At 52.6% G+C, this 2,500-nt stretch carries 3 protein-coding genes; all 3 read left to right on the top strand.

Translation table 11 applies throughout. The annotated features are described in order from the left end of the window. Positions 1–288: 288 nt before the first annotated feature. The 3 genes from IOB61_RS14670 (at position 289) to IOB61_RS14680 (ending at position 2,251) form a co-directional block, all read left to right on the top strand. Positions 289–906, top strand: a complete 618-nt coding sequence (locus IOB61_RS14670; RefSeq protein ID WP_290818306.1) for a 2-hydroxychromene-2-carboxylate isomerase — start codon at positions 289–291, stop codon at positions 904–906. A gap of 16 nt (positions 907–922) precedes the next feature. After that, positions 923–1,669, top strand: a complete 747-nt coding sequence (locus IOB61_RS14675; RefSeq protein WP_290818309.1) for a rhomboid family intramembrane serine protease — start codon at positions 923–925, stop codon at positions 1,667–1,669. A 150-nt stretch (positions 1,670–1,819) separates the two neighbouring features. Continuing rightward, positions 1,820–2,251 (top strand): CBS domain-containing protein, encoded by a 432-nt coding sequence (locus IOB61_RS14680; RefSeq protein ID WP_290818312.1) that lies wholly within the window; start codon positions 1,820–1,822, stop codon positions 2,249–2,251. Positions 2,252–2,500: the final 249 nt, after the last annotated feature.

The raw sequence follows: 2,500 nt of genomic DNA on the forward strand, positions 1-2,500 counted from the left end.
TGCCACGCTCAAAGATGCAGCCGACAATCCAAAAGCGGCACGGGCAAAGCGAGCGCGATCAAGCTTCACAGGGCTAGTTGGATGAGCTTCCTTCATATTCTTCGCTCCTTTAGGACGAACACTGCACCTCAGTCTGCAATGGCCGTGCCAGCTCTTTCAGGTTGTAACCGACGGGGTACAGCCGCATTCTCGTGTTTGGCGAACCAATTCGCGCCTAGAGCATCTTTCCCTTTTGACGTGCAGCCCAAACCAATGTTTCAATTTGGGGCAGTCTGTGGGGTGTAATTCTTGAAAACCGGCTTAGAATTCTTCTTTGATTGCTCTAGTCCTTGGACCTATCTGGCCTTTGTCAGATTGTTGGAGCGTGCGCCTCACTTACCCGTTGATCTTATTTGGAAGCCGATTTTAGTCGGTGGAGTTTTCAACAAGGTAAACAGCGATGTTTATTCTCAGCGCGCCAACCCTAATCCCGTAAAGGCCATCTATTACAAGAAGGATTTGGCTGACTGGGCGCGCTTGGCCGGGGTGAAGCTTATCGCGCCCACCGTTTTTCCTGTCCGCTCTGTCACAGCGATGCGGGGCTGCTTTTATGCGCTCGCACACGACAGAATGATTCCCTATGCCAAAGCGCTGTTTGAAGCTTATTGGGAGCAAGATCTCGATATCGGGCAAAACCATATCATCGCTGCGTGCGCGACAAAGGCAGGACTAGATGCCGAGGCTTGCCTTGAAGCCGCTGCTAGTCCGGAGGCTAAGGCGAGCCTCTTGGCCAATACAGAAGAACTGATCGCACGCGGTGGTTTCGGCTCACCAACCTATTTTGTTAATCATGATGATATGTATTTCGGCAATGATCGGCTGGAATTGGTCGAAGCTGCGATTCGACGATTAGTTCGTGAAGGATAGGGATGTGGTGCAAGAAATGGCTTCAAAGCGGGAAGGGGTGCCATCAGGCGGCCTCCCAGAATCACCGCCACCTAGCCACGAACCTTTGAAACAACGCCATCCACCTCGCGAACCTATCTTCAATCAGATGCCCTTAGGTGTCGTTGTTTTGATCGGCTGTATCATCACAGCGCATCTTTTGTTTTATCTGCTAGAGCCAGCAGCCAAGAACAATGCGTTAAACACCTTTGCGTTGAGCCCCGCTGTATTCGCGCAGGATGTGGCCTCTAACAACTGGGGGCCTGCTCTAACCATGCTGTTTGGCTATCAATTCCTGCATGGTGGGACACTTCATATTGTGATGAATTTGGCCATGCTGTTGCAAGCAGGGCCGATTGCAGAAGCAGGTCTACGCCGCAATCAACATAGCACGCTGCGCTTCGTTCTCTTCTTTCTCCTGTGTGGTGTCGGAGGCGGTTTGGCCTTTTGCGCACTCAATCCCGGCACAGTTGGGGTCACTATTGGTGCGTCTGGCGCGATCTCGGGGGTCTTTGCCGGCTTTTTGTGGGGGGCTATTGGTTTAGCACGGCCTGGCCAAGCCATGCTTAAGCCAGTTTTGGCTTCTGCGGTTGTCTTTCTTCTTATCAATGTGGGCCTAGCTGCTTTGGCGCGTGGATTTAACTTCGTACCCATCGCTTGGGAAAGCCACTTGGGTGGCTTTGTTGCAGGTTTAATCCTCTATCCAATCTTCGCCCGCACGGGCGGCACGAAGGCCCTTTCCTAGAATCACGTGCCCACCCGCTCCCGAAGGCAAACGGGAACCAAATGATTCTTTTATTTTTGCCCACTTTTGAATTGCCAAGACCAAAATTCGCGCGCAACCTGCCGACAAGCTCGGCCAAAAGAGCCGACGCTCCTGAGGAGGGAAGGCATTATGACGATTGCGCATATCCTAAAACACAAGGGCGGCACCATTATGGGCGTGTCACCCGATCAGAGCTTACAAGAAGCCGCCATGATTCTCACCGAGAAGAGAGTCGGTGCTCTGGTCGTGCTCGATTCTGACGGACATGTGGAAGGGATCTTATCCGAACGCGATATCGTAAGGCTGTGCGCCCAGGCCGGTGCTGCCGCAATGACCTACAAAGTCGCCGACGCGATGACAAAAGATGTCCTCACTGCCGCCCCTCGAGATAAAGTAGATAGTGCGTTGGCGCGCATGACCGACAGGCGGATTCGACATTTGCCTGTTTTGGAGGGTGAAAAGCTGGTTGGTGTGGTATCAATTGGCGATCTGGTGAAGGCAAAAATAGATGAAGCCCTACAAGAAGCAGATGCAATGCGGGCCTATATTGCAACGGGGTGAGCCCGAAACTGGGCAAAAATCGATGAAAACAGGGATAAAGGCCCCAAAATATAGGGGCCATGCAAATCCGCCTTAGGCCCATGCTGCAACGCACTGCAGCTCACCTGCAGAAGGCGCTTGCGGTCGGAAGCCCCCCCGAGTAGATAGCCACTCCCGGCGGCGACACACCGCTGAGACAAACCAAGAGGCACTAGCCAAATGATTGTTTCAGCAAAGTTTTTCGAGGTACGGTGTAGGAAAATTTGGTTT

This window comes from Aquidulcibacter sp. (assembly GCF_020253525.1).
Classification (GTDB): domain Bacteria; phylum Pseudomonadota; class Alphaproteobacteria; order Caulobacterales; family Aquidulcibacteraceae; genus Aquidulcibacter.

Coding starts and splice junctions, on each gene's coding strand:
- IOB61_RS14675 (WP_290818309.1), top strand. CDS start 923: ATGGCTTCAAAGCGGGAAGGGGTGCCATCAGGCGGCCTCCCAGAATCA.
- IOB61_RS14680 (WP_290818312.1), top strand. CDS start 1,820: ATGACGATTGCGCATATCCTAAAACACAAGGGCGGCACCATTATGGGC.